This is a genomic window from Paenibacillus sp. FSL K6-1122 (assembly GCF_037977015.1).
Classification (GTDB): domain Bacteria; phylum Bacillota; class Bacilli; order Paenibacillales; family Paenibacillaceae; genus Paenibacillus; species Paenibacillus amylolyticus.
Genome location: NZ_CP150272.1, coordinates 1,241,373 through 1,264,489 on the forward strand (window position 1 = coordinate 1,241,373; position 23,117 = coordinate 1,264,489).

Sequence of the window (23,117 nt, forward strand, 5' to 3'; positions counted from 1 at the left end):
ATTAATCAATACTCCTCATAGATAGCCATACAAGAAATGAGTTTTTCGAAAGGAAGGTGACCTATGGATATATTTTATTTTATATGGATTGTATTTATGGTGTTAATATTGCTGTATAGAATGATTTTTCAGAAGTTTAAAAAACATAACAGAGAAAATATTGGGCTCAGTGCAATCCTGATCATTTTCACGGGAAGCAGTTATACGTTTACACAGATGAACTTGATTTTTGTCATTAGTGTCATCGCCGTGGCCGTTTATTGTGTTGTATGGAACAGCATTCTATTTGTTAGAAATGGCTATGAGCCAGAACGTTTGAAATGAACCCGTTCTGCATCGGCGATAAAGAATTTAAACAATGTAGCATAGCCTTGCGGGAACTGGGCTAAGGAACCTGAGAGTCCCTGTTTAGCCTCATAAGGCATCACTGGAATTCTAACGAATCGTAGTGACGCTATATGTTGCGTTTTGCCCGATTTAACCCTTTGGCAACTGAAATGTAGTTAAATAGCGATGCTGAGGTTCGTTAGATTTTAAAATTCGGCCCAAATGGCCGAATAAGATCTGTCAGGTTCTTTAGCACTTAGGAAGTGTCTGGAAAGGCTGAAGCGGCATAACTATCATTAGTGCTGCAAGTGTCTACTTTCTGGGCAGAGGTTCTACATGCACGATTGTCAAAAAAACGTGACTACTTCACCCGTTTCACCGATATATGTGCTTTCAACTAAAAAACCGAAACCATGTTGCCCTGTGAATCAGGCAATGTTGGTTTCGGTTTTTTAGTTGCTTGGTTAAACGTTAGGCTTCTTTACTGAGACTTAACTAGCCAAAGGCAATGCTTTGGTAACTTGAACCGTAATTGTCTCGGTGCTGGTTACGCCTGCAGCGTTGATCAGCTCAGCACGATATGTGTACGTTCCGTTAGCGCGACCCGACAATTCCGTTGTAGCACTTTGAGAAGCAGGTGTTGCCGCGTTCAACGCTTGTGTATCAATCAATACATCATTCTCATAGAGACGGTATTCGGTTGCATTTGTACCCCACCAGAGGTTCATGGATACGTTATAGTTGCCGTCACCATCCCAGTTGTTTTGGGACAACGTAGCTTTGCCTGGAGCAGCATTGGTTACTTGTACCGTCAGCACGTCACTGCGTGTTGTGCCTTTGTCATTGGTCAGCTCAGCTACATAGGTATACGTGCCGTTGGCTTTGCCTGTAATGGCGGTTTTGGAGGACTGAGCCGATGGTGAAGCCGCAGTCAACTTCTGCGTATCGATCAGAACGCCATTCTCATACAGTTTGTACTCAGAACCGTTTTCACCCCACCAGAGGTTCATGCTTACGTTGTACGAACCTTCGAACAGGCCAGTGGTATATCCATTATCAGAAGAAAGCACCGGTTTACCCGGTGCTCCTGCAGCTGGAGTGGAAGGCACTTCGCCGCCACCTTGCTCTTCAGCAGGTACAAAATCATTCAAACTTCTAGGTTTCAATTGATATACATCTTTGAAAATAGCGGAAACGCCTGTGATATCGATTTTGTCACCAGCAGCATAAGGGAAGGAAGTCTCCGTCACACCTGTACGGGTGTCTACACGGATGTGTGTGCTCGTTCCATCTGCTGCTACCGCGTCGAATTCAAAAGATCCAACTGGTGTAGCACTGATGATATTCTCAATCGTTACATTTTTCAATTGAACCAGTTGACCTTGGTTCGCATCTGTAATTGCAGTAACCTCGATTGGAGTAGGTACGGAAGCCGTACCTGTTTTCTCAATCGCAACGATATCGGTAAGCTCGAACTCGCTGTTATAGATGGTTGTTGCTGCTGTTACTTTCACCTTGTCACCAGCATGGAAGCCGCTAGTGTGCTGGAATACGTAGATTCCAGCAGTTTCATCTTGAAGATAGAAGGCTTGTCCACCAAATGCACCTGGCTCTGTCGTCACAACACCTTCGATGGTTACGGTAGTGCCAGCAGCTTTGGTGCGTGCTTCAGCAACGGTGATAGCTGCTGGAATCGGTCCTTCTTCTTCCGGAAGCTGTTCTGCTGGCACATTGCCAACAGTCACGGCATTGGTGATCAGGTTGCTGCCATTCAGACGCAGACGCAAGCTGGCAGCGCCAGTTGTACCTGGTTTGATCCGGACGTTCAGATCTTTGATCCCGCGACCTTGGCTGTCCGAGGTTACACTGAATGTGGAGCTATACCCGTACGAAGTTGGCCAAGTACCACTTTCATTCTGGATCATGGCGACCTGTGTTCCGCCAGTCAGATAGATACCGGCACTATAACCGGATACGGTTGTGTTCGGAACCATGTTCTCCACAACTACACGAATCTGGAAATCTTCTGCATTCGGAAGGGTATCCTGTTTCACGAAGCTGTATGCAGCGTTCGCACTGGATGCAGGGCCTCCGTAAGAACCAGCCTTGAACGTGGAACGATCGTACCACTTATATCCGGCAGCAGGTGCGGACCAAGGTTCAGCCTGTGGTTCTGTGGAAGCAGCCGGCTCTTCGAATGGCAACAGCGCTGTAGCTGTGTCCAGTTCAAGTCCGTTCACTTCAGTCAGGCTTGTGTAGTTCTCTTGTGTAGCAAGCCAGTTTACGGTGTTCACGAGCAACACGGCATCATCGGCTTCTTTAAAACCGTCATAAGTTGTTTTGCGTGTGCCTGTCTCTTCACGCAAGTATTTTGGTGATGCATCTTCTACTGGAGAGGAGTCACCGATGAAGGCAGCTTTACCTGCGCCCAGCTTGGATACAGCCACGTAAGGACCTTCTTCAATCCCGCCGCCGTTGTAGACACCTTGGTCTACCGCGTTATTCCATTTTGCGTTGGTTTTTGGCAGGTACACAATACCTTTTGCCTTTTCCGGATCGGTGATTGCAAGTGTTGAACCTGCGTGCATGGCTACAGCCGATACGCCTTCTGTGATGCCGAAGGCTTGATCTGCCGGTACAACGATATTGGCGTTGATATCGCCAAGTGCGTTATAGCGGAAACGTACGCCGAAGTTATCGGACAACCAGTCCGAGCCGGTTACATTTTGCATCGCTTCAGAATTACGCTCATCGGTGCTCATACCTTTGGCCGGATCTTCGAATGCTCCCCGACGATAGCCGTTGATGACTTCAGAGCCATCCCAGCGGTTTTTATTACGGTCTGCATTATAGTGATCTCCAACAAAGAAGATGCTGCCGCCCGTTTCAACATATTGTTTCAGTGCTGTTTGTTCGGATGTTTTGAAAGGAACTTGAGGCTCTGCAATAACGAATACGTTATACTCTTTCAGATCATCATAGGTAAATGGAGTTGTCTTGCGAAGTTCTTTGACATAGTAACCATCATTCGCGAGTGCATTCCCGAAGTCGGAGAAACCTCCATCAATGACCCAGTCTGCAGCTCCAGCCGTTTGGCCGTGAGAGTTGTCGAACAATACTTTTTTACCTGCATTTTGGTTCACAACCTTTGCCTGGATGAACGGTGCCGGGTCTGTCGGTCCTTCCGCATGAACCGATGCATCTCCGTTCCATAATCCGACCTGAAGCGGCAAAGCCATGGACAATGCCAGGAGTGATTTTAAAAATACTCCTCGCATACCTGTTAATTTACCCAACCAAATCCCTCCCAAATATTAGTTGATTCATGAGTTCGTCCATATTCTACCACATGAAAATCTCACATAGTCATAACAATTTGTAAAAATTAACTCGATATTTGTAAAATTGGGTCTTTTGACATATCCATAGGTATTTCGGTCCCGTCATAATCCATTCATTTCTGCGTGCATATTGATTTTACGCAAATAAAAAGCCATCTCTTATGAGATGACTTTGGCCCGAATTCGATTGACGGCATGGAAGACAGAGGATTTAATCATGCCTTCACTGCGATTCACCAGCTCTGCCGTTTCCTTAATGGAGTATCCATGGATGAGGCGAAGTTCTAATATTTTACGATGTTCGGTGTTGTTGATATGGGAAACAAGATCATGAACACCTTCGCTAATTTCAAGGTGGGATGTATCGACGTGATGGGTAGGTACCTCCAGACGGCTGTCTCGTCTGAGTGTACGGGTCCGCCTGCGGAAGCTGTCCATCGCCAGGTTACGGGCAATGCGTTTGAGATAATAGAGAATGCGATCTTCAGGGATATCTACGGTAACGTTCATTAGTCGAATGAAACAATCCTGTGCCAGATCTTCTGCATCTTGCGGTTGTTTGACGATATGGGATAGATACCTTGTGATTTCTGATTTATAGTTGATATAAGCATCATTAATTTGAGTGCTGTTCATATGATGTGAATCCCCCTTGGATACAGATCAGGCTTGGGTCCGGTCTGGTATGAGTCTCTTTATGATCCAAGTATATCGGGATGTTGTTTCCAAAAGGTTCAGAGTTGTATCGGAGTTGTAACATTTCGTGCTTCCCTCTATTCAAGCATACGGCTTGGGATACAAAATAAAGGCAGATGAAGGAAATTCATAGAGCAGGGAGATTACGAAAGTATCATGAGAAAAAAAGAGATTTTAATTATTGAGGACGAGGAGTCCATTCGCGATATTTTGTCCTATTCGTTACGTAAGGAAGGATTTGAGATCAAGGAAGCAGCTACGGGAAAAGAAGGTCTGGATCTGCTTCGGGATTCGAAGCCGGATCTGATCCTGCTGGATCTGATGCTGCCAGATATGAGCGGTTTTGATGTGTGCAGGCAACTATCTGTGAACTCCAAGATACCTGTCATCATGATCACTGCGAAGTCGGACATGCTGGACAAGGTACTTGGCATGGAGCTTGGGGCGGATGATTATATCACGAAGCCTTTTGATATCCGTGAGGTGGTTGCGCGCATTCGGGCGATTTTTCGCCGGATTGATCTGATCAGCGAGACACTGGAGAATCAGTCCTATGAGGTGGTAAGGCTAGGCAAGCATATTGAGATTCGCAAGGATGAACGGGAAGTGTGGAAAGACGGGGAACGGGCCGGACTTACGAATAAAGAATATGATCTGTTGTTATTTCTCGTGACCCATCATCGTAAGGTTCATACACGTTCTGAACTGCTGGACAAGGTATGGGGATTTGATTTTGCAGGGGATACCCGAACGGTGGATATTCATGTGCAACGGATTCGCAAGAAACTGGATAGTGGTGTGCAAGGCATTTCGATGATTGAAACGGTATTCGGTGTGGGGTACAAGCTGAATATTCAGGTACAGACATGAAGTGGACGATCCAGTTCAAAATGGTGGTGCTATTCTCGGTCATCGTCTTTATCGGATTCTCCGTCCTGCTGATTCTGTCCAATAAGGTAGCTCAGGAGAATATGTACCGGGAAGTGCATGAGGATATGGTGCAATCCAAAAGAAATCTGGACATTGCGCTGAATCAGTACTTTCTGATACATAACAAACGCATGAGCAGAGACTCGCTCGAAGCAGGGAGTCGCGAGCTCGCGGAGCAGATTGGATCAGCCGTTGGTGGGGAGATTACGGTATACCGTCCCGATGCTTCGCCCTACGGATCTGCTGGTAGCAAGGTTAACGTTGCTAAGCGCTCTGACCATCCTGATGTGGAGGAAGCCATACAATCTCGGATCGCTTATACCACAGTTGTGGATAAAGGTCGGGTCACAGCAAGTCTGTCCTTCCCGCTTCAGATGGATCAACAATTGATTGGAATTGTGCAGTTGGAGAAGGATTACACCGACTTGTACAAACGCAATCTCCGGTTCCAGAATACGATCAAGCTGTTTGCAGCGGTTATTTTCGTATTTGTATTTATCGCATCCATCTTTATTTCCCGGAAAATTACACAACCCATCCGTGTACTCACGAAACGTTCTGCGGAAGTGGCCCAAGGAAGTCTGAATGCGGACATTCAGATTACAACCAAGGATGAGATCGGTGAACTGGCTTCAAGCTTCACCGTCATGATTGATCGGGTTCGGGAGCAGATTGATGTGATTGAGCGAGAGCGGGACGAAGTGAAGCAAGTACAGGCGAGAAGCAAGGTCTTTTTTGACAATGTGACGCATGAATTGAAGACACCCTTAACGACGATTCTGGGATACGCCCAGATTTTACGGGATAACGGATTTACCGACCAGGACTTTTTTGACAAGGGTATGAATTATATCATCAAGGAAAGCCAGCGTCTCAACACGATGGTTGCGGATATTCTGGAGGTCTCGGTCTCCTCTGCGGTCATTCAGGCATACCGGTTCGAACGTATCGATATATCAGATATTATTCGTGAAGCTTGTGAGGACATGTCTATTAAGGCGAGCAAGTACAATATAGGCATTCACTATGAGTTGGAGGAACATCAGTATTTACAGGGAGATCGGGATAAGTTGAAAGAGGTCTTCCTCAACATCCTGGATAATTCGGTCAAGTACAGTGATGTGAACTCCATTATCGAAGTACAATCCTTCCGGTTAGGTGATTCTATCGCTATTGTGATCCGTGATCAGGGGGAAGGAATCGGTGCTGAAGCGCTCCAACATGTATTTGAACCCTTTTACCAGGATAAAGGAATCAACAGGGCCGAGAAAGGCAGTGCCGGGCTGGGTTTGTCTATTGTGAAGAACATCGTTGAGCGTCATGGAGGAACAGTGGAGATGAAGAGCATCATGCGGGAAGGGACACAAGTGAATATCAGTCTTCCGGGGGAAATGAACGCATGAGACATCCTGGATTTTGGCGTAAAAACCGTGACAGATTGATGCTGTCAGGGTTGTTGATCGCATTTGTCAGCGGGATTTTTGGGATTGGGAGCCTGTTCAGTCTCGGAAATCTCAAACCAAGAACGGTAATTTTGCCAAGTGAGCAGTTCAACAACCGTCTGGCACCACCACCGAGCAGTACGATTCAGATCGAGTCGGCTACCAAGATTCCAAATGACTTTGCGATCTTTGATTTTGAAGTGTTAGACCGGAATACGATTATATTTAATCAGCCGGAATTTTCCTATTCAGGGCTCAAGTTGTCTCTCCTGCATCTGGATGATAAGGAAGTGAAAAACATTGCGGCTAATACGGATTACGGTGTAACGATCAGCCCGGATCACAAGAAAATCATTTACTCCCAGTATCGGGCAGGTCAGACGCAGAAGACAACGTATGAGTATATAATACAGAGCGGGGAACGTCGCAAGCTTCCGTACGACAACTCGTATTATCGAGTGTTTGTAGGGAACGAATCCTACATCGGTCAGGATGATCTGTTATTTAAACAAGTTGATCTGAGCCAGGGGACGAGTCATGTCATCTACACGAATGAAGAGCTGATGAGCATGTTCACAGGACCAAAACAAGGGAAAGGTTCGAGTGATACGTTTATCGTTATGGATGTGTTGCAGGTCAGTGAGGATCACCAACAGTTTTATATACTGGTGATGCTGAAAGACAAGTATGCCATCTATCGTGTATCGCTTGAGGATGAGCATGAAGTGAAGGCGTATGCTGCAATGGAAGACATTCAACAGTACAAGTTGCTGAAAAATGGTGACATGCTCATCCAGGGAACGATGAATAAGGTACAGGGGCTGTATCGGTATCATGCAGCAGAGGAGCAGTATGACCTGTTATTACAAGGTTCGATCTGGAGCTTCGATCTGGATGCAGATGAATCCCGAATAGCTTACTTTTTCCCGATGGACAGTCAGAATCAGAAAAATGAGTTGCATGTTGCCTACCTGAATGACAGCAAGATTTCGTCGGATACGGTGATCTATCGCAATATTGATAACTTCATCAGTCTGAAATGGAATGACGATGAATTATTTGCTGTAAGCAGCTCAGTGGATAAAAGTGAAATGTACCGCTTTAGTTTCAGAGCCTGGTAAGCTGCGGAAAGTATATGAACATAAGACCTTGGTCTGATGGAGCGATAGCTGCTCTGCGGACAAGGTCTTTTTGTTATGACATGTTACAAGTTGGATACAACTGCGGCCAGCCCAGATACATCTCCACCCTATAATAAAAGGGAATGTGCTACGCGAATCTTTTTGAACAACCTCTGTACATATTTAGCAAGTAGAAAGGAAGAAATGCAGCAATGCTTCAAGTTGAACAATTATCCCACTCGTTCCGCAATGGCCAGGGAACTGTGCCGGTGCTTCAGGATATCAATCTGACGATTGGAGAAGGCAAAATGGTAGCCCTGCTGGGCAGTTCTGGTTCGGGTAAATCCACACTGCTGAATCTGATGGCAGGGCTGATGAAACCGGATCAGGGCAAGATTCTAATTGCGGGACAAGATATTGTACGTTTCAGTGAGAATCGCCTGGCTGAGTTCAGGCGCAGTCATATCGGGTTTATTTTTCAATCCTATGAACTGCTGTCCAATCTTACGATCCGGGAAAATGTAGAATTACCCTTGGTTTTTATGGGGATAAGCCCTTCGAAACGCAAAGCAAAAGCATTGAAGTTGCTGGAACAAGTGGGACTGGGTGAAAAAACAAAATTGTTCCCGTCCCAGTTGTCGGGCGGTCAACAACAACGTGTCAGTATTGCACGTTCGCTCATTACCGAACCCTCGGTGATCTTTGCAGATGAGCCAACGGGAAATTTGGATACCGAGACGGAGGAAGAGATTATTGCGATTTTGCAGCAGCTTAACCGGGATATGAATACAACCTTTGTCATTGTGACACATGAAGCAGAGGTCGCGGAGCAGATGCAAGTTGTGCTTACACTGCAACATGGAATATTGGTTGAAGAGGCTGTAAGGGAAGTTTGAGGCAAAAGGAGAGGAAATGTGAGAATACGGGATGTAGCACGTATGGCCTGGGGACAGATCATTCGTAGAAAAATGGTCACGCTGCTGTGTATGATGGGGCTGTCCATCGGTTCTGCCGCCATGATCATTGCACTTAGTGTGGGGCAGTCTGTACAGACCTATAGCGAGAAAACATTGAACGACAATTACAAGATGGATGAAATTACGATTACGCCTAATGAGGGCATTCGTACCGGCAACGGCAAGGGGAATGGTCAGACATCGAAGTTTGAACGGGGAGCATTGACGTTGGAAAAGATTCAGATTATCCAAAGACTTCCTCATGTTGTTGCCGTGGCTCCCATGTTAAAGCTGGATTCGCTGGAAATGGTGCTTCCGGATGGTCGCAGCACGTATGTTGAGGTCATTGGTACCCAGCTGGAGACCCTGGGCGGGTTTGGATACAAGTATGCTGAGGGACGTGGGGCAGAGGATGGTCGTATGGCGGTAACCAGTTATGGGGCTGCATTTGGACTCGTGGACCCCAAAGTAACTCAGAAGTTATTCGAGCAGTTGAATGCTGATCCATATAACAATGAGCTTTTGGAGCAGTTTACGGAAATGTCTGCGAAGCAGGATCAGTTGGTGCAACAGCGTATTCAGTTTCGATATGAAGATTATGCGAATGCGAGTAAAACCAAAATGAGTGGTTCTATACGCGTGTCTGGAGAACTGATGAAGCCTTCCAACATGGATGATATGAGCGCTCAAAACGATAAAAAAGTATATCTGCCGCTCGATACAGCTCGTGCATTACAGGATGAGCTTGGATTACAGCAGGCCGACAGCAGTGCGGCCAAGCATCTTAACTCAGCTCTGGTCAAGGTTGAGGACAAACGTTATGTATCCCAGGTGGAAGAACAGATTAAAAAGCTGACTTTAAACACACAGAGTAATCTGTTCCAGGAGGAAGCGATGGCAGGTCAATTGGCGATGTACCAAAAAGCGGCATTGGGGATCGGTGGTTTTATCATGCTGCTGGCCTCATTATCCATTATTGTAGCGATGATTATGTCTACGCATCAGCGTCGTAAACAGATTGGTGTGATGAAGGTGCTGGGCGCAAATCTGTGGCAGATCCGTCAGATGTTTATTACGGAAGCAGCGATGCTTGGATTAATGGGCGGCGTGGCTGGTGTGGGGATCGCCTTTGCTGCCCTCGGCGGGGTGAACAGTCTGCTGGCGAGTCAGATGGCAGATCAGATGAATGGTCCGATGACCGTCGTTATTCAGCAGTCGGCTCTGCCACTTGGCATCGTTTTTGCTGTTCTGGTTGGCATTGTATCGGGGATATATCCGGCAATCAGCGCATCTCGGACCAATGCATTAACTGTGATCAAATCAATGTAATTTTATCAGCGAAAGGGAAATTGGGCACATGAAGAAATGGATTAAAATTATCATCACCGTTGTACTTTTGGCAGGTGCAGGGTACTGGCTGTATGAAAAGTACAAGCCAAAACCGGAGGCGCCTATAGAGATTCCGCCCCCGATTACCTTTGATGTGACACAGGAAACGATGACACAAACGATACAGGTGAAAGGGAAATCCGTATACACCGATCAGACGGATATCTTCGCTCCGTATGCTTCCAACATCAAGCAGTGGCACGTGAAAAGTGGTGAGCAGGTGAGCAAAGGCGATATCCTGTTTAGCCTCGATACTTCCACGTTACAAACGGAAGTAGAACAGTTGCAGAGTGATTTGGAGAAAGCTCAGCTGGAAAACAAGATGAATCAGGTTACCCTGGATCAGGCGAATATGAGTGAGTCCCTTGGCGTGACGGAAGAGGAGCGCAAGAAGGCATTTGCAGATCGGGAAGGTAAACGCCTGACGAATGAATTGAACCAAAAAGCATTGGTCCTCAAGGAGAAGGAGATACAGAAAAAGCAGGCAGTAATAAGTAAGTCTGTTGTGTATGCTTCCGCTTCCGGTATATTTCAGATGAATGAAGAGGATAGCAAGACACGTGCGGTGACGGAAGGACAGCTGATCGGGTCGATTACAAACATCAGCAAACTGAAATTTATGACGATTGTTGGTGAGGAAGAAATGTTCAGGCTCAAGGTGGGCATGCCAGTTAAGGTGCGAATGACAGCGCAGAAAGACCTGCAATTCACCGGGAAGGTGAGTAAGGTGTCCAAATTCGCCCGCAAGAGTACCGATACGGACCTCAAGCAAGCTTCACAGTTTGATGTGGTCATTGATCTGAAGCCGGACGCCAGGATGTATGGAGGCGTGAGTCTGGAAGGCGATATCGAGACAATGCGGAAGGATAAAGTGACGGTAGTGTCCAGCCTCGCGATCATGCGGGATCAGACCGAGCCTTACGTACTGTTAGACAAAGGCAATGGACAGACCGAGCCGCTGACGATCCAGGCTGGAATGGAATCGGGGGACAAGACAGAAGTAGTTAGTGGCCTGAAACCGGGGGATATTGTCGTTTTGCCTTAGATGTAGGAATATAAGAACAAGACATTATATGTAGTGACTAGCTAGGCGAACGGTTAATTCGGCATTGAAAAACACGAGGTTCATTGTGGCAGATTGCCACGATGGACCTCGTGTGTCTTTTGGAGCAAGGGATGTCCAGATTCCTGCCTGAATTATGGAAAAAAATATAATTAAATTTATATAATTCAATTTACAGTAAAATTTACATGTCGTATAATCAGAACATAAGGAGGTGACACCGAACATCATGTTTGTAGATGGATAGGCGAAGGCCTTTTTTTTAACTGTTTGAAGAAAGCGCTTACCCAATTTAGGATTCAGACATCCTATAAGTCATTATTCACACTTCTTCATGTCTAACACACGTTCAACCACACCCACCATATTATACTCATTCACATGATTCGCCCTCACACACCATTTGTTTGCTCAAGATTACAGTGATACAACCATTTCTTTTGGAGGTGATACAACCAACTCATCCGAACGTTCTCTTCGTGCTAAGCATCATAATGACACAGAGGATCAGACATGAGTACAACCCAATCTAACTAAAGGAAAGGTGGAACTATGAAGACTAAATTGAAAACCAAATCGAGAGGTAAGAAGATCCTGCGCAAAGGTGTAAAGCAAATGTTGGCAGCAACGCTGCTCGCGGCGGGGATTTTCCCTGGACTGTCTCCAGGCTTGGCTCAGGCGGCTGAAGCACATGTGGATAATCCATTTGTAGGGGCAACGGCCTATCTGAATCAGGACTATTCAGCTCTCGTGGATACATCCATTGCACTGACCAACGATGCGTCGTTGAAGGCCAAGATGGAGACCATCAAATCGTATCCAACCGCAGTATGGGTTGACCGGATTGCTGCAATCTATGGCGGTACGGACAACGCTGGTCGCAAAAGTGTAGAGCAACATCTTGATGCCGTTCTCGCTCAAAAGAAACCGGGTACACCAATCACCGCTTCATTTGTTATTTACAATCTGCCCGGACGGGATTGTCATGCACTTGCATCAAATGGTGAGCTTCCACTAACACAGGCGGCACTGCAGACCTATAAAACGGATTATATTGATGTGCTCGCAGATATCTTCGCAGATCCGAAGTATCAGGATATTCGCATTATTGCTGTCATTGAACCGGACAGTCTGCCTAACCTTGTGACCAACCTGAGTACACCAGCTTGTGGTCAAGCCAGCTCAACAGGTATCTATGAGGCGGGTGTGAAGTATGCATTGGACAAGCTGCACGCCATTCCAAATGTGTACAACTATCTGGATATCGGCCACTCCGGCTGGCTTGGGTGGGATAACAATCGTTCTGCAGCAGTCGCGCTGTATACAAGTGTTGTGCAAGGGACAGCCGCAGGTCTGAGCAGTGCAGATGGCTTCATTACAAATACAGCAAACACTACACCGCTGGGGGAGCCGAACCTGTCTAACCCTGATCTCAATATCGGTGGACAACCGATTAAATCTGCCAAGTTTTATGAGTGGAATCCTTATTTTGACGAAACCGATTTCACTGCTGCGCTGTATGCCGATTTCGTACAAGCTGGCTGGCCAAGCAGCACAGGTTTCCTGATTGATACTAGCCGGAATGGGTGGGGCGGGGTAGACCGTCCAGCATCTGCTACGGGCAGCAACATCAATGATTATGTGAATTCCGGACGTGTAGATCGCCGGGAGCATCGGGGGAATTGGTGTAATGCCAGTGGTGCAGGTATTGGTGAAGCACCTAAGGCTGCACCAGGACCAGCGCATCTGGATGCTTATGTATGGGTGAAACCTCCGGGTGAATCTGATGGCTCCAGCTCCGAAATTCCGAATAACGAAGGCAAAGGTTTTGACCGGATGTGTGATCCAACCTTCACAACTCGGGATGGTGTATTAACAGGTGCGTTGCCTAATGCTCCGGTATCGGGTCACTGGTTCCATGATCAATTTGTGGCACTGGTGAAAAACGCATTCCCTGTACTGCCTGCAAGTAACGGTGGAGGCAACCCTCCGGGTGGAACAACAGCTCCGGCAGCACCAGCAGCATTGACAGCTTCTGCCGGTAACGCTCAGGTCTCCTTGACGTGGACAGCTTCTACAGGGGCTACAAGTTATAGTGTGAAGCGGGCACTGAGTGCATCAGGTCCATTCACAACAGTTGCAGCTAATGTAAGTGGAACATCTTACAGCAACACCGGTCTGATCAATGGTACAACCTATTATTATGTGGTAACGGCAACTAATGCAGTAGGTGAAAGTGTTAACTCTGCAGCAGCAACAGCTACACCTGTTGCAGGTGTAGCTGCGCCAGCTGCACCGACTGCTCTCACAGCAACTGCAGGCAATGCACAGGTGAGCCTAACGTGGACCGCTTCTACAGGTGCAACAAGTTATGATGTGAAACGCGCGCTGAGTGCAACAGGTCCGTTCACAACGATCGCGGCGAATGTGAGTGGTACGTCCTACACGAACACTGCCCTCACGAACGGCACAACGTATCATTATGTGGTAAGTGCAGTGAATGCAGCAGGGCAAAGTGCCAATTCCGCTGTAGCTTCCGCGACACCTCAAAGTGTTGTTGTACCAACGAGTGATCTTGTCGTGCAATATCGTGCTGGAGATACCAATGCTCAAGATAGCCAGATCAAACCGTATTTCAACATCAAAAATCTGGGTAGTACTGCTGTGAATCTGAGTGATCTGAAGATCCGGTATTACTTCTCCAAAGAAGGCTCAGCGGCGATGGATTCTGCCATCGATTACGCTCAAGTTGGCGGAGCCAATATCCAGCGGACCTTCACAGACTCGTATGTGGAGCTGAGCTTCACATCTGCAGCTGGCAGCATTCAGGCTGGTGGACAGACTGGAGACATCCAGCTTCGCATGTACAAAACAGACTGGTCCAACTTTGACGAGACGAATGACTACTCTTTCGATCCAACGAAAACATCCTACCAGGATTGGAACAAGGTAACACTCCACCAAGGTGGAAACCTGGTATGGGGTATTGAACCTTAAACTTTACTTGTAACTGTCTTAACCGCAATCCTCTGTGTGTTAGAGGATTGCGGTTTTTTGCTATGCTTTACAAGAGTCATTCTAGATTGAAGTTCTTGATCAACTGAGAAACGTAGTGGAGGGGACGAAATCGATTCTGAAGAAGCGAAGCGTTCGCCTTTATCAACGGATTTTTCCCTTGGAAAGGGGATGGAAGAAAATCCGGGGATAACAGCGATCATAAGAACGATTCGTAACCGGAACGGATAACCCTCAGAGTTGCAAGTACTTATTTCCTAATGACTCCTAAAAACACTGATTATTAATCGTTTTGGACGGATATTTGCCTAGGGTCTGGCAGACAGGATGTCTATAATAGAACCCGATGGGCGGGATTCCCTCGCTCGGATTGGAAAGAGAATGGAAGGGGGACCGCACTCTGGTAGTCGGGCAAGCTGATTTCTCTTTTTTAATTTTGTAAGCGTAATCATTTCGGGTTGAAACCTTCTTTCGAAGAAGGCCTCTATGAATTATCGAACGTCTAATCATCATCGATGTGTACAAGCGTTACCCATTCTGTCTCAAGGAGCGTGAAGGTAGATGAACTCAGGAACAACAACGCCGGTACATAAAGGATCGGTGTCAGGCCGGCAATTCGGTCGCAAGAAGGCTCGTATGCCACTTGCAGCCAAGGTGCTCTCTTCGGCACTCAGCGTAGCTTTGCTCATTGGAGGAACAGCTGGCGTTACGGGAGCGGAAGCTTCGAACGGTAATGGGGCGACGGAGGCTGGCCTGCAATCACATAAGGGGGGCAGTCACGTGAAAGAGATTCAACTGGAATATCTGGATCGGGGACTGGTGGCTGCATCGACATCTGAAGGTGTTTTTCTCAGTTGGAGATTGCTTGGTGACGAGGCCACAGGGTATAGCGACAAAGGGCTGACAGGTACGGACTTTAACGTCTATCGTGATGGCAAAAAGATCGCTACCGTCACCGACAGCACCAACTATGTAGATACCGCGGGTAAATCGTCTTCCCGTTATGAAGTGGCGGCGGTGAACAAGAAGGGCAAGGAAAGCAAACGCAGTGCATCCGTCAAACCTTGGGCGAACGGGTATGTGGACATTGCACTGCAAAAACCCGCCGATGGTGTGACGCCTGCGGGAGAAGCTTATACGTATTCCGCCAATGACATGAGTGTGGGTGATGTGGACGGGGATGGTCAGTATGAGTTTTTCGTCAAATGGGACCCTTCCAACGCCAAGGACGTATCGCAAAAAGGGTACACCGGTAAAACCTACATTGATGCTTACACCCTGGACGGTCAGTTGTTGTACCGGATCGATCTTGGGGTCAATATCCGTGCAGGTGCTCATTATACACAGATGCTCGTTTACGATTTTGACGGGGATGGCAAGGCCGAGATGATGTTCAAGACCGCTCCAGGTACGAAGATTATCAAATATAACAAAAAAGGAAAAGTAACCTCCGAGAAGTACATCACGCTTCCGAAGCAGGATCGCAAGGCAGGGTATTCGAACGAAGATGATTATCGTTTAAGTGCGGATGGTTACTACGATCATATGGTGGATATGTTCAGAAACTGGCATAAGCACGACGAGGTTGTGAAGGGGAACTGGCCTGCGACATTAGAAGAAGCTTTTGGAATCGAGAAAAAATATAATTACCCATTATCTCAGCAGGATGCCGAGAGTCTGGCCGACTACTTCATTGATGTGTACGCGGTAGAACGCAGTAACCGCAATGAGCTGCGCAAGTTTGAAGGTTTTATCGTGGATGGACCCGAGTACGTTACAGTATTTGAAGGTAAATCGGGCAAAGAGCTGGAGACCATCCCATATGAACCTGAGCGTCATGATGATGGCCTGATGTGGGGCGATTATGCGATGGCACGGATCGAACCGGGCAATCGGGTGGACCGTTTCCTGGCAGGCGTGGCGTATCTGGACGGCAAGAAACCGTCTGCAATCTTTGCACGCGGGTACTATACACGTTCAACGATGGTTGCCTACAATTGGGACGGCAAGAAACTGAAAAAGGAATGGAAAGTGGACAGCGGTTGGACGCCGATGAAGAACCCATTTAATGACGGACCGCACGGCGTAGATGGTACAGATCCGCAGTACGGCTCCATTACAACTCAGGGAGCGCACTATTTCAGTGTGGCGGATGTGGATGGTGACGGCAAACAGGAGATTATCTATGGCTCCGCCACGATTGATCATGACGGCAGCGTGCTGTACAGCTCAACAGACCTGATGCCTGCCGAAAGTGCTGCACCGGGAACCATTGCCCGTCTGGGTCATGGGGACGCACTTCATGTGGCAGATATCGACCCGGATCGTCCGGGACTTGAAATTTTCATGGTTCACGAGGGTGGTCCGTGGGCGCCATACGGCTATTCCCTGCGTGATGCGAAGACCGGAGAAGTAATCTATGGTGGGTACACGGGGAAAGATACCGGTCGCGGCATGGTGGGTGATGTTGATCCGACTCGCCGTGGGCTGGAGACATGGGCTGTAGGTTTGTGGACAGCTAAGGGTGAGAAAATCAGTGATCAGATGCCGGGAACGAATATGAATATCCGTTGGTCTGCCGATATGACGACACAGATCGTTGATGGTGCGATTGATGTTACACCAACCATCAAAGACTGGAATCGTGGCACGGTGCTGACGGCAACAGGCACATTGACTAACAATCACACCAAAGGTACACCTTCTCTCGTAGCTGATATCTTCGGGGATTGGCGGGAAGAGATGTTGGTGAGAACCACGGACAGTTCAGCGATCCGTATCTATCTGAGTACCGAGAAGACAGACCGCAAGCTGTACACGCTGATGCATGATGCGATGTATCGTGTGGGCATTGCCGGACAGAACAGTGGATACAATCAGCCTTCCTATCCGTCCTTCTATATGGCATCGGATATTGACTGGTCGAAAGTAACGCTACCTAAGTTCTACACGCCAGGTAAGGGCGGAAAGTAAGCAGGCTGGATGAGCACTGCCTAGCAATAGCACTACAACATGTGAGCCTGTAACGTAAAGCAGCGTTGGCATTTTTAAGAATTGGCATCGAAGCTTAAAAGCTCTGGAATCCCAATGTGTCTCGCACATGGGGTTTCAGAGCTTTTTTCACATAAGGATCTGCGGATAAAGCTTGGCGTTTGCTCAGCCATCCATGTTACGTCATTTTTTTACATCGTTGGAGTCTAGATGCACGGTAGAAGCGAATGCTTTAATGGTGTAGTTACCTTGATCATGGATCAATGTGGTGATGGAGCACTCGGGGATCAATTGGTTCTGCATAGCTATAAAATCGGAATGCCAGACGTTAAGCTCGCGCTCGGTAAAGGTTTGCACCAGAAAATCAGTAATGAGTCCACCATGTGTAACCACAATAATGTTACTGTTCTCTGGCTCTTCATTAGCTAATTCGGTTAGGAGGGAGGCCAGACGTTCACCAGCCTGTTTGGCCGAGTCTCCCACGGGTGGAATGTAATCTGGCTCAGACGTACATCGATCCCACATCGCAATGAATTCTTCGAATGACTGATCCGGGCAATCGCCCCAATTGGCACGTTCGCGCAGGCGAGGATCTTCGGTTATATGAAAACGGGTGTGGCGGGCAATCATACTTGCGGTTTCTTGGGCTCGTCGAAGTGGGCTGGTCAGGATCTTAGTAATGAGAGAGGTGGCTTTGGCAAAATGAAGTGCTGTGGCTTCGGCTTGTAAAACCCCTTCGGAATTGAGGGGGACATCCCCGATTCGTCGTTCTTTGAGACCGTGTCGTACCAATTGAAAGGTGGTACTCATGAGTGGAAACCTCCTTAAGTATAGACAGTTTACATAAAGGATTAGATAGTATGCTAATTATATATTTATCTAATTAAGTAATGCAATGATGGTTTTAACGAAGACAGTTTATATTCAACCTACAGAATTGCTACAATGAAGAAAAGTGAGGATCGATCGTTGTAGGAATGGAGGTATGGATATGAGCATTACAAAGCACTGGACAGGAAGCCTGTATCAGGAGGCATTGCGAACAGAGGACTGCGGGCCGCGTTTCTACGCGTACTATTACAAGCAGTGGGACAACTATCGTATGTCCTATCACCATCATGATTCCACAGAGATCATGTATATTATTTCGGGAATGTGCCGGGTGGATGTGCAGATGCCGGATGGGGGCTCGGAGCAGGCTGTTTTGAAAAAAGGACAGTTCATTATGCTCGACGCAGGTGTCCCGCACCGTTTACTGGTGGAAGATGGCGTTCCTTGCCGGATGCTTAATGTGGAGTTTGCATTCTCAAACTCGCCTCCTGGACAGCTATCCATTCGCCAACTCGCGCTGGAAGAGGAAGAAGTCCACACTCTACTCACTAATGCTTCGCCATATCTGGTACTGCCTGACCCGGAAGAGGTGTATCACATTATGAAAAGTCTGGTGCTGGAACTCGATCAGCGTGGTCTGCTGGAGCAAGGAAGATCGAACGTGCCGATGAAGATCATTCCGCCAGAGGAAAGGTTGCATCACCGCGAGGCCCGAAATCTAACGTCTCCAGAACAGGGCATGCTGGTGCGTACATTGTTCATCCAGTTGCTGGTCCGTGTTGCACGTCTGCGTGGAGAAATGAGCCGGAGTGCGCCAGATCAGGCGGAACTGTACGTCAAACGAACCATTGAATTCATGCATCACAATATGGATCGCAACATTCAGATGAAGGATATTGCGGCAGCCGTCAATCTGCATCCAGGCTATTTACATCGTATTTTTCGTCAGCACACGCAGCGCACACCTACCGACTACCTGACGATGCTTCGCATGGAGAAGGCCAAGATGCTGCTTCAGCAGACGAATATTCCTATTTCGGAAATCTCTGACTATGTTGGAGTAGGCAGTCGTCAGTATTTTCATATGTTATTCAAGAAGACGACGGGCATGACTCCGGTCGAATTTCGCTCCTCTATGGAACGACATGTTAGTCAGTACCCGTCGGATGAATGAGCCGATTGCAGTTATTTTCGAAGACATATCGATTAGTGGGACTGGCGCGTAAAAGTTAGGATTTTTGACAACAAGATCTTGAACAGGTCATGATTTTGATAACGCTTCCCTATATGCGGTTGGTACAATGATTTCATGAAGAGAGTCATTAACCGAAGCGAAAGATTCGGATTAGGGGAGGACATAGGGATGTCTTTTAAAGTGGCGTTTATCGGGGCAGGAAGTATCGGATTTACACGGGGATTGTTAAGGGATTTGCTGACGGTACCCGAGTTTAACAACATCGAGATTGCGTTCTGCGATATTAACCAACACAATCTGGACATGGTGACTGAGCTGTGTCAGCGGGATATCCGTGAGAATGGATTGAAGATTCAGATTCAGCCAACAACGGATCGGAAAGAAGCGTTGAAAGATGCGAAGTATGTACTGTGTACGATTCGTGTTGGGGGACTGGAAGCATTTGCAACCGATGTGGATATTCCACTGAAATATGGGGTAGATCAGTGTGTCGGTGACACGTTGTGTGCAGGTGGCATTATGTATGGACAACGCGGAATCGCTGAGATGTTGGATATCTGTAAAGATATTCGTGAACAGAGTGCACCCGACGTACTGCTCTTGAACTATTCCAATCCGATGGCGATGCTGACATGGGCTTGCAACAAGTACGGCGGTGTGCGGACGATCGGACTGTGTCATGGTGTACAGCATGGTCATCATCAGATTGCGGAAGCTTTTGGATTGAAAAAGAGTGAAGTGGATATTGTCTGTGCCGGCATCAACCATCAGACGTGGTATATTCAAGCGTCTCATGAGGGCAAAGACCTTACAGGTGATCTGCTCGAAGCCTTCGAGAAACATCCCGAGTACAGCCGCACCGAGAAAGTGCGGATCGATATGCTGCGCCGCTTCGGTTACTACAGCACGGAATCAAATGGTCATCTGAGTGAATATGTGCCGTGGTACCGCAAACGTCCGGAAGAGATTAACGAATGGATCGACCTGGGCAACTGGATCAACGGAGAGACGGGTGGATATTTGCGGGTGTGTACCGAGGGGCGCAACTGGTTCGAGACTGATTTTCCAAACTGGATGAAGGATGAACCGATGCAATTCATTCCGGAAAAACGGGGCGAGGAGCACGGTTCGTATATTATTGAAGGGCTTGAGACGGGACGTGTCTATCGTGGACATTTCAATACCGTTAATAATGGAGTCATCTCCAACCTGCCGGATGATGCGATTATTGAGGCACCGGGATATGTGGATCGTAACGGTATCTCCATGCCGCATGTAGGGGATCTGCCACTTGGCCCAGCTGCGGTATGTAATGTGAGCATTTCCGTGCAACGGCTCGCGGTTGAAGCCGCGGTGAACGGAGATGACAAATTACTTCGTCAGGCGTTCATGATGGACCCGCTCGTGGGTGCCGTGTGTAATCCAAAAGAAATTTGGCAGATGGTCGACGAGATGCTCGTTGCACAGGCCGAGTGGTTGCCGCAGTACGGAGATACGATTGCAGCTGCAGAAGCAAGACTTGCTGCAGGTGACTTGATTCCAACAAAGGAATATGAAGGTGCAGCACGTCTTAAGGTGAAAACAGTGGAAGAGATGCAGCAGGATCGCGATGCCGCGAACAAAAACGCGGGGGAATCCGATAAAGGGAAAGATCGCGAGAAAGTGCAGCAATAGATAAAAATGCGTAAGGGCCTCTCCGAAATGGAGGGGCCCTGTTTGTTTCTATTTTTTTTCGACACCACGGATAACAAAGGCAAAAGAGGTATCACCCAAGGAAACCTGGGAATTTTGAGGGGAAGTCCAGCGGGCAAAGGCTCCATAATAATGAGTACCTTTTTCCTGCGCTAACTGGAATGAACCTTCTCGCAAAGAGTTGAGGGTGAGGCAGTTTTGTTTGTACCATGACTTGGAGTAGGATTACAGCCGGATAATATAAGCAAAGTTGAAAGAAATAACAATGTGGTCAATGTTCTTATCGTATTGAAGAATTTTATTTGCAAGAGAGGAATGTTGCTAGTGTTACTCTTGCGATGCATATTTACCATGTGATACATATTACCTTTACAGACATAGTAATGTGTCTTATAGTATACACAGGACGGAAGAAAGTCGGTGAAACTCGTAGATGGATGTGCAAGTGATTAACAGTGATCTGATTCGGGGTAATATTGACCCCATCATTCTGAGTGTACTTATACCCGCAGATAACTATGGTTACAGCATTATTAAGGAGATCTATCGTAAGAGCGGAGAGCAGTTTGAATTGAAGGAACCTACGCTTTATTCCAGTTTGAAGAGGCTGGAGAAGAGTGGATATGTGGAGTCCTACTGGGGGGGAGAGACGCAGGGAGGACGACGCAAATATTACCGAATTACAACGCAAGGCCTTGAAGCCTATAGAGAGCAGGTTCATGCTTGGCAAGCAGCCAAGGCACTGATTGATTGCATGATTGTCACTGGAGAAAAAGGAGATGAAGACCTATGAGATTGGAAGCTCGCATCACCCGTCATGTGAATCGTTTGTTCGTTCACGCACAAGATACATTAGACAATCGAGAATTAAAAGAAGAGATTCACAGCAATCTCGCTGCGCGGATTGACGATTATATCTCGCAGGGTATGAGTGAAGAGAAGGCGTTCCAGACCGCCATTCAGCATATCGCTGGTATGGATGAAGTGATGAGTGACCATCGAAGGGTACAACGTGTTCCTTACTGGACAGCGTTGTTGCAGTCTGCTCTGATTTATAGCCTCGTAGCCTGGATCATTACCATTCCAATGAGAGTGCTGATGCAAGGCTCCGCCATAAACAATCTGCTTATGATCGTGAGTCTCATTGTTGGTGGCATGTATGTATTGTATCTGTTGATCAACAAGACGAACGATTCTGCAACCTCCGTGAAAACCACGGTTATTCGAATCCCTGCCTTAGTGCAGTGGAATCGCAGGATATGGTGGTTGTGGGCAGCATTAATACTCGTACTATGGGGAACGCAGGCAGCGTTACGATTCGGAAGCAACATCTGGTTTAATCGACCCATTCAGGTGGATGGACCCTATCAGTTTGCTGTGATCGTCATTGCCTTTGCCATCCCATTACTGAGTGTTATTATTCCTTTGGTTGTGCATCGGGCGTATCGGATCGTTAGTAAGTATGAAGTGAGTGATGCGTTATGAGAATTAGAAACATATGGATTATAACACTTGTTGTGTTGGGCATCAGTGGCTTAGTGATTGTTGAAGGTTTCGTTAATCCGAAGATCGAGGCGAAACAGGCTCGGTACGAGGAAGAGCAGCAGAATCCGCTGACACATGATTTTGCCACTTTAGCCAAATATCGCAGTCCCTACATGGGTGATAATTCAAACCTTAGTCATCTGAATCAGGCTTTACCTTTACGTGAAAGATTGAATGGTTACCAACTGTACCCGGAGACGTTCACGGTCCAAGTGAATTATAGCTTGGATACGCGTGGGATGGATGCAGAGGCACTTGAGCGGATACTTGTATATAATGCGGTTGCGAACTTTGTTATGATCGATAATCTGGAGCAGATCGTCTACCAGTTTGAGAATACCAGCCATACCTTACATCGTGAATCTGCCCAACAATGGACAGGTACGGAATTAAAGGAGCTTCAGAACCCGGAGCTATGGAATTCGACTGTACGCGAGAAGCTGGTGGAACCGGCACAAGTGAAAGAGGTTTTTTCACAGATTGTTGACAATTAAGCTGCATGAAATAGAAGGAAATAGGCAAGAGACTCGACTCTTCTCCCATGCTATGTTATTATAAATCTCTGATAACGTGGTAACGAACT

17 protein-coding genes are annotated in these 23,117 nt (G+C 47.2%); 14 read left to right on the forward strand and 3 right to left on the reverse strand.

Features of this window, described 5'->3' with window-relative positions:
* The first annotated feature begins 63 nt into the window (after window positions 1-63).
* The gene (locus NSQ20_RS05510) at window positions 64-324 is read left to right on the forward strand and encodes a hypothetical protein (RefSeq protein ID WP_340032045.1); all 261 of its coding nucleotides are present in this window, start codon (window positions 64-66) and stop codon (window positions 322-324) included.
* A 494-nt stretch (window positions 325-818) separates the two neighbouring features.
* On the opposite strand, the gene NSQ20_RS05515 is transcribed toward NSQ20_RS05510, so the two are convergent.
* Window positions 819-3,566 (reverse strand): DUF5689 domain-containing protein, encoded by a 2,748-nt coding sequence (locus tag NSQ20_RS05515; RefSeq protein WP_340032996.1) that lies wholly within the window; start codon window positions 3,564-3,566, stop codon window positions 819-821.
* A 261-nt stretch (window positions 3,567-3,827) separates the two neighbouring features.
* Entirely contained in the window at window positions 3,828-4,304 is a 477-nt protein-coding gene (locus NSQ20_RS05520; protein WP_036606312.1) for an RNA polymerase sigma factor, read from the reverse strand.
* A gap of 216 nt (window positions 4,305-4,520) precedes the next feature.
* Here NSQ20_RS05520 and NSQ20_RS05525 point away from each other — a divergent pair, with 216 nt between their 5' ends.
* The 8 genes from NSQ20_RS05525 (at window position 4,521) to NSQ20_RS05560 (ending at window position 17,253) form a co-directional block, all read left to right on the forward strand.
* Window positions 4,521-5,234 carry a response regulator transcription factor gene (locus NSQ20_RS05525; protein ID WP_076213505.1) on the forward strand — a complete coding sequence of 238 codons (714 nt, stop codon included), beginning with the start codon at window positions 4,521-4,523 and terminating at the stop codon, window positions 5,232-5,234.
* The gene (locus NSQ20_RS05530; protein ID WP_076253375.1) at window positions 5,231-6,697 is read left to right on the forward strand and encodes a HAMP domain-containing sensor histidine kinase; all 1,467 of its coding nucleotides are present in this window, start codon (window positions 5,231-5,233) and stop codon (window positions 6,695-6,697) included. The genes NSQ20_RS05525 and NSQ20_RS05530 overlap by 4 nt, the downstream gene beginning before the upstream one ends.
* Window positions 6,694-7,857: a hypothetical protein gene (locus tag NSQ20_RS05535; protein ID WP_340032046.1), complete on the forward strand. Its 1,164-nt coding sequence runs from the start codon at window positions 6,694-6,696 to the stop codon at window positions 7,855-7,857. Before NSQ20_RS05530 ends, NSQ20_RS05535 begins: the two co-directional genes overlap by 4 nt.
* Window positions 7,858-8,069: 212 nt before the next feature.
* Window positions 8,070-8,753, forward strand: a complete 684-nt coding sequence (locus NSQ20_RS05540; RefSeq protein ID WP_036606319.1) for an ABC transporter ATP-binding protein — start codon at window positions 8,070-8,072, stop codon at window positions 8,751-8,753.
* An 18-nt stretch (window positions 8,754-8,771) separates the two neighbouring features.
* Window positions 8,772-10,142 (forward strand): ABC transporter permease, encoded by a 1,371-nt coding sequence (locus tag NSQ20_RS05545; RefSeq protein WP_340019398.1) that lies wholly within the window; start codon window positions 8,772-8,774, stop codon window positions 10,140-10,142.
* Window positions 10,143-10,170: 28 nt separating this feature from the next.
* Window positions 10,171-11,247 carry an efflux RND transporter periplasmic adaptor subunit gene (locus tag NSQ20_RS05550; RefSeq protein WP_036606321.1) on the forward strand — a complete coding sequence of 359 codons (1,077 nt, stop codon included), beginning with the start codon at window positions 10,171-10,173 and terminating at the stop codon, window positions 11,245-11,247.
* 570 nt (window positions 11,248-11,817) lie between these two features.
* Complete coding sequence (locus NSQ20_RS05555) at window positions 11,818-14,262, forward strand: glycoside hydrolase family 6 protein (protein ID WP_340032047.1); 2,445 nt, start codon at window positions 11,818-11,820, stop codon at window positions 14,260-14,262.
* A 654-nt stretch (window positions 14,263-14,916) separates the two neighbouring features.
* Window positions 14,917-17,253, forward strand: coding sequence for a rhamnogalacturonan lyase (locus tag NSQ20_RS05560; RefSeq protein ID WP_340032997.1), 2,337 nt, complete (start codon window positions 14,917-14,919; stop codon window positions 17,251-17,253).
* A gap of 201 nt (window positions 17,254-17,454) precedes the next feature.
* Here the strand turns inward: NSQ20_RS05560 and NSQ20_RS05565 are convergent, their stop codons facing one another.
* Window positions 17,455-18,081: a histidine phosphatase family protein gene (locus tag NSQ20_RS05565; RefSeq protein WP_340032048.1), complete on the reverse strand. Its 627-nt coding sequence runs from the start codon at window positions 18,079-18,081 to the stop codon at window positions 17,455-17,457.
* Between the two features lie 181 nt (window positions 18,082-18,262).
* Here NSQ20_RS05565 and NSQ20_RS05570 point away from each other — a divergent pair, with 181 nt between their 5' ends.
* The 5 genes from NSQ20_RS05570 (at window position 18,263) to NSQ20_RS05590 (ending at window position 23,028) form a co-directional block, all read left to right on the forward strand.
* Entirely contained in the window at window positions 18,263-19,276 is a 1,014-nt protein-coding gene (locus NSQ20_RS05570) for a helix-turn-helix domain-containing protein (protein ID WP_076329419.1), read from the forward strand.
* A 189-nt stretch (window positions 19,277-19,465) separates the two neighbouring features.
* Window positions 19,466-20,971, forward strand: a complete 1,506-nt coding sequence (locus NSQ20_RS05575) for an alpha-glucosidase/alpha-galactosidase (RefSeq protein ID WP_340032049.1) — start codon at window positions 19,466-19,468, stop codon at window positions 20,969-20,971.
* A gap of 451 nt (window positions 20,972-21,422) precedes the next feature.
* Window positions 21,423-21,782, forward strand: a complete 360-nt coding sequence (locus NSQ20_RS05580; protein WP_036672526.1) for a PadR family transcriptional regulator — start codon at window positions 21,423-21,425, stop codon at window positions 21,780-21,782.
* Window positions 21,779-22,474: a permease prefix domain 1-containing protein gene (locus tag NSQ20_RS05585; protein WP_340032050.1), complete on the forward strand. Its 696-nt coding sequence runs from the start codon at window positions 21,779-21,781 to the stop codon at window positions 22,472-22,474. Before NSQ20_RS05580 ends, NSQ20_RS05585 begins: the two co-directional genes overlap by 4 nt.
* Window positions 22,471-23,028: a DUF4825 domain-containing protein gene (locus NSQ20_RS05590; protein ID WP_340019407.1), complete on the forward strand. Its 558-nt coding sequence runs from the start codon at window positions 22,471-22,473 to the stop codon at window positions 23,026-23,028. Before NSQ20_RS05585 ends, NSQ20_RS05590 begins: the two co-directional genes overlap by 4 nt.
* Window positions 23,029-23,117: the final 89 nt, after the last annotated feature.

What these genes read in the sequence shown, in the direction of transcription:
- NSQ20_RS05535 (WP_340032046.1), top strand. Translation starts at nt 6,694, where the DNA reads ATGAGACATCCTGGATTTTGGCGTAAAAACCGTGACAGATTGATGCTG.
- NSQ20_RS05525 (WP_076213505.1), top strand. Translation starts at nt 4,521, where the DNA reads ATGAGAAAAAAAGAGATTTTAATTATTGAGGACGAGGAGTCCATTCGC.
- NSQ20_RS05565 (WP_340032048.1), bottom strand. Translation starts at nt 18,081, where the DNA reads ATGAGTACCACCTTTCAATTGGTACGACACGGTCTCAAAGAACGACGA.
- NSQ20_RS05570 (WP_076329419.1), top strand. Translation starts at nt 18,263, where the DNA reads ATGAGCATTACAAAGCACTGGACAGGAAGCCTGTATCAGGAGGCATTG.
- NSQ20_RS05515 (WP_340032996.1), bottom strand. Translation starts at nt 3,566, where the DNA reads ATGGCTTTGCCGCTTCAGGTCGGATTATGGAACGGAGATGCATCGGTT.
- NSQ20_RS05590 (WP_340019407.1), top strand. Translation starts at nt 22,471, where the DNA reads ATGAGAATTAGAAACATATGGATTATAACACTTGTTGTGTTGGGCATC.
- NSQ20_RS05585 (WP_340032050.1), top strand. Translation starts at nt 21,779, where the DNA reads ATGAGATTGGAAGCTCGCATCACCCGTCATGTGAATCGTTTGTTCGTT.
- NSQ20_RS05580 (WP_036672526.1), top strand. Translation starts at nt 21,423, where the DNA reads ATGGATGTGCAAGTGATTAACAGTGATCTGATTCGGGGTAATATTGAC.
- NSQ20_RS05540 (WP_036606319.1), top strand. Translation starts at nt 8,070, where the DNA reads ATGCTTCAAGTTGAACAATTATCCCACTCGTTCCGCAATGGCCAGGGA.
- NSQ20_RS05575 (WP_340032049.1), top strand. Translation starts at nt 19,466, where the DNA reads ATGTCTTTTAAAGTGGCGTTTATCGGGGCAGGAAGTATCGGATTTACA.
- NSQ20_RS05530 (WP_076253375.1), top strand. Translation starts at nt 5,231, where the DNA reads ATGAAGTGGACGATCCAGTTCAAAATGGTGGTGCTATTCTCGGTCATC.
- NSQ20_RS05550 (WP_036606321.1), top strand. Translation starts at nt 10,171, where the DNA reads ATGAAGAAATGGATTAAAATTATCATCACCGTTGTACTTTTGGCAGGT.
- NSQ20_RS05510 (WP_340032045.1), top strand. Translation starts at nt 64, where the DNA reads ATGGATATATTTTATTTTATATGGATTGTATTTATGGTGTTAATATTG.
- NSQ20_RS05520 (WP_036606312.1), bottom strand. Translation starts at nt 4,304, where the DNA reads ATGAACAGCACTCAAATTAATGATGCTTATATCAACTATAAATCAGAA.
- NSQ20_RS05560 (WP_340032997.1), top strand. Translation starts at nt 14,917, where the DNA reads ATGCCACTTGCAGCCAAGGTGCTCTCTTCGGCACTCAGCGTAGCTTTG.
- NSQ20_RS05555 (WP_340032047.1), top strand. Translation starts at nt 11,818, where the DNA reads ATGAAGACTAAATTGAAAACCAAATCGAGAGGTAAGAAGATCCTGCGC.